General features: G+C 42.2%; 1 protein-coding gene and 2 pseudogenes. All 3 read right to left on the bottom strand.

The window, feature by feature from the left end; genetic code table 11:
- Positions 1 to 473, bottom strand: a pseudogene (locus tag O9334_RS16255) (IS110 family transposase); the annotation flags it as partial.
- Positions 474 to 679: 206 nt separating this feature from the next.
- A pseudogene (locus O9334_RS16260) lies at positions 680 to 1,165 on the bottom strand (transposase); the annotation flags it as partial.
- A gap of 505 nt (positions 1,166 to 1,670) precedes the next feature.
- Positions 1,671 to 2,666, bottom strand: a complete 996-nt coding sequence (locus tag O9334_RS16265) for a carbohydrate kinase family protein (RefSeq protein ID WP_045359672.1) — start codon at positions 2,664 to 2,666, stop codon at positions 1,671 to 1,673.
- Positions 2,667 to 2,992 lie beyond the last annotated feature (326 nt).

Raw genomic sequence — 2,992 nt, forward strand, 5'->3', positions numbered from 1 at the left:
ACCAAAAATCTCTCGATAGGATAGCAGTGTAAAAGCAACAAGCTTTTAGTCACCGTACCAAAAAGAAACTGGTCAAATACTTGGCAATAAAGCTTAAATTGTTCCAGTTCTAGAATCTCGCTTAACTGCTGTTCTTTGTCTACAATTCTATCCTGATAGGCGACAATATCCTTAGCTAATAGCTGACTAAACTCACTAATTCCAGTGCCAACCGTGTTTTTAATGCGCGAGTTATTTCTTAATCCGGCAATATGTCCTAAACTGGGATTAAACCCATTAACTCCAATATAATCAAAGTCTCTTTGGGCGATTTCTGGGTATTCACAACATAATCGCTGTCTAAGCTGATTAATCAAAGAGTTTTTGTTTTTGTCAATTTGTTCCCTCTCGTGAAAAGTGCGACGTAATAAATCAATCGAGTCATAATCATAATTCTTTAAAATCGGGGGATTGCCTAAACCGGCATTATTCATGAACCAAAAAACAAGGAACCAGACAAACTGGATTTACATCCAGTTTTTTTTGGGGGGTTAAATAAGTAAGTAAAAATCCTTAATCAACCGCACAAAATTAACAATTAAAGCCTAAAAAAGCAACTTAAATTGTCATTTAGATACAATAATACTAGGAAGGCTTGGCTTGAAGAAAAAATCAATTGAACTCCACTGTAAATTCGCTGTTAAATTAGACTAATTTCATAGGCAAATGGACAATTATCTGCTAACTCAACTAATACTTTTCTGACCGAAAAACTAACTTTTGCCGCAGTTTTAATAAGAGTTTCTTTTAAACGAGAAACTGTCGCCTTTGCCAATCTTGTCCCCGGTGCTGCTTGCCGAATCCCCAGCAGCAAAATATAAGCAGCTTGGGACAAAAACAGACGAAACTGATTGACAATAAATTTTTGACAACTGAGTCTGTCAGCTTTGATTCCTAGTTTTAATTCTTTAATTCTATGCTCCGAACTAGCTCCTCTTTGGACATAAAAATCATCCTAGAGTTCTTGGGCGTCTGTGAGTAAATTGGTAACGATAAATCTAGGGTTAGCCCCTTTTTCTAACCATTCTGCCTTCATTACCACTCGTCGTGGCTATTTCCAAGTCCCCGCCCCATAATAAACATCATCAAATAATCGGGCTTTTTCTCCCGTGCGATGATAAGCTAAGACGCATTTAAAGCGCTTATTCTTAAGATTAGCCGAATCTCCCCCAATCCCTTTACTGTTGCCTCTTGCCTCTTGCCTCGTCTCAACAAGCAATTTAAATGCGCGGGCAGCTTATTGTAATCTGGCTTGCTCCAGGAGATAACTAATACTAAATCCGTTGAGTATAGGCTATATATCAGGACAGGCAAAAGGCAAAAGGCACTCATGCAAAAGGGGGAATAAATAATCAGTCTTTAATAACCGGATTTAGTATAGGGCTTGCTGAATAAATCTAAAAACCTTGTTGGATAAGACTTTTAGGCCTTTTGTCAATCAAAAATTACCGGATATGGGAGTGATTGGGGGGGGAAATTCAGGTACTTTTCCCCTGAAAATTAGGTAATTGGCCACCTCAAAACTGGTAAAACCCTACACCCCACACCCCACACCCCCGATGTCGGGGGGGTTGGGGGGGCCACACCCTGCCACCACCAACAAACTTTTTCAGCAAACCCTAGTATAATTTCTAGGAGTCAAAGGCCGCTAGAAACTCCTCCACCTGTTCCCGAGTCGGTTGGGATGCGATCGCTCCTGCCCCCCTTGTCACCATTGCCCCCACCGCACAGGCATAAATCACCGCCTTACGGGCTAAATCGGCATTTTCCCCAATTTTATCGCCTCCAAGACCGGCACGAGCCAAAAAACCCGCCACAAAGCCATCCCCCGCCCCGGTTGTATCCACCACCTCCCCGGGAAAAGCCTCGACAGTGCCGCTATTTTTGCCTAAATGATATTTACAACCTTTTGCGCCGCCAGTAACCAGAATTGCCACTAAATTGGGGTATTGTGATGATATTTCTCCCGGGTTATCAGTGCCAAATAACCATGCTGCTTCTTCCTCGCTACATTTGAGCAAATCGGCCTGGACGATAAAATCTCGAATGATATCAGGGGCAGCCTCAAGATTAGGCCAAAAAACCGGTCGCCAGTTGATATCGATCAATACTTTCACCCCGTAAATTTTAGCCAATTGCAGGGCGCGCATCATCGCAGCTCTCGCCGGGGGATAGGCTAACCCTAGGGTTCCCATCACTAGATAATCGGCATTTTTCCAGAGATTTTCGGGCAATAGGTCAGCATTAAGGGCAGTATCGGCAAAATCAGTCGTTTTTCTGCCGCCAAAACCCGCAAAATGTCTGTCTCCCCCAGCATCGCGGGTGACATAAACTTGTCGGGTGGGTAGGGTGGGGTGATACTGTACACCAGTGGTATCGACTCCGAGAGCGTCTAGCAAGGCGATTAACTGTTCTCCAGGTTGATCTTTGCCCACACAACCGATAAAAGCCGAATTTATGCCCAATTTTCGCAATCCACAGGCCACGTTTGCCGGCGCACCCCCGGCGTAGGTTGTCCAAGAAGTTACTTGCTCTATAGAGCGATCGCTCTGATCGGCAATTAGATCATAGAGGATTTCCCCTAAACAAATTACAGACACCGGCGAAGCTCTTTGATTGTTAAGCATTGGTGTGGGGTGTGGGGAGCTTTTTTCAGTGATCAGTAGAACTCTTGCAAATTAATTATATGTTATAATGATTGGTCAACTAATTTTACCCCAAAAATCAGTTAATTGGTATATTTGTTCTGAATGAAAACTTGAAGTTTTACTTTTAACTCAAAACTCTTTAGATATGCTTTAATTTGGTTATGAAAACCTCTTTATTTAAGCGGCACAAACTATCTCAATTTTTATAATTGAGAATAAATTCTCCTTGACTTGATTAATCTTTAGGCAACTTTTAAGAAGCTGCTATACCTATCCCTAACTCACAGTTATAAATAGCCGCCAAC

Source organism: Microcystis sp. LE19-8.1F, assembly GCF_027531715.1.
In the GTDB taxonomy this organism is placed as follows: Bacteria; Cyanobacteriota; Cyanobacteriia; order Cyanobacteriales; family Microcystaceae; genus Microcystis; species Microcystis wesenbergii_A.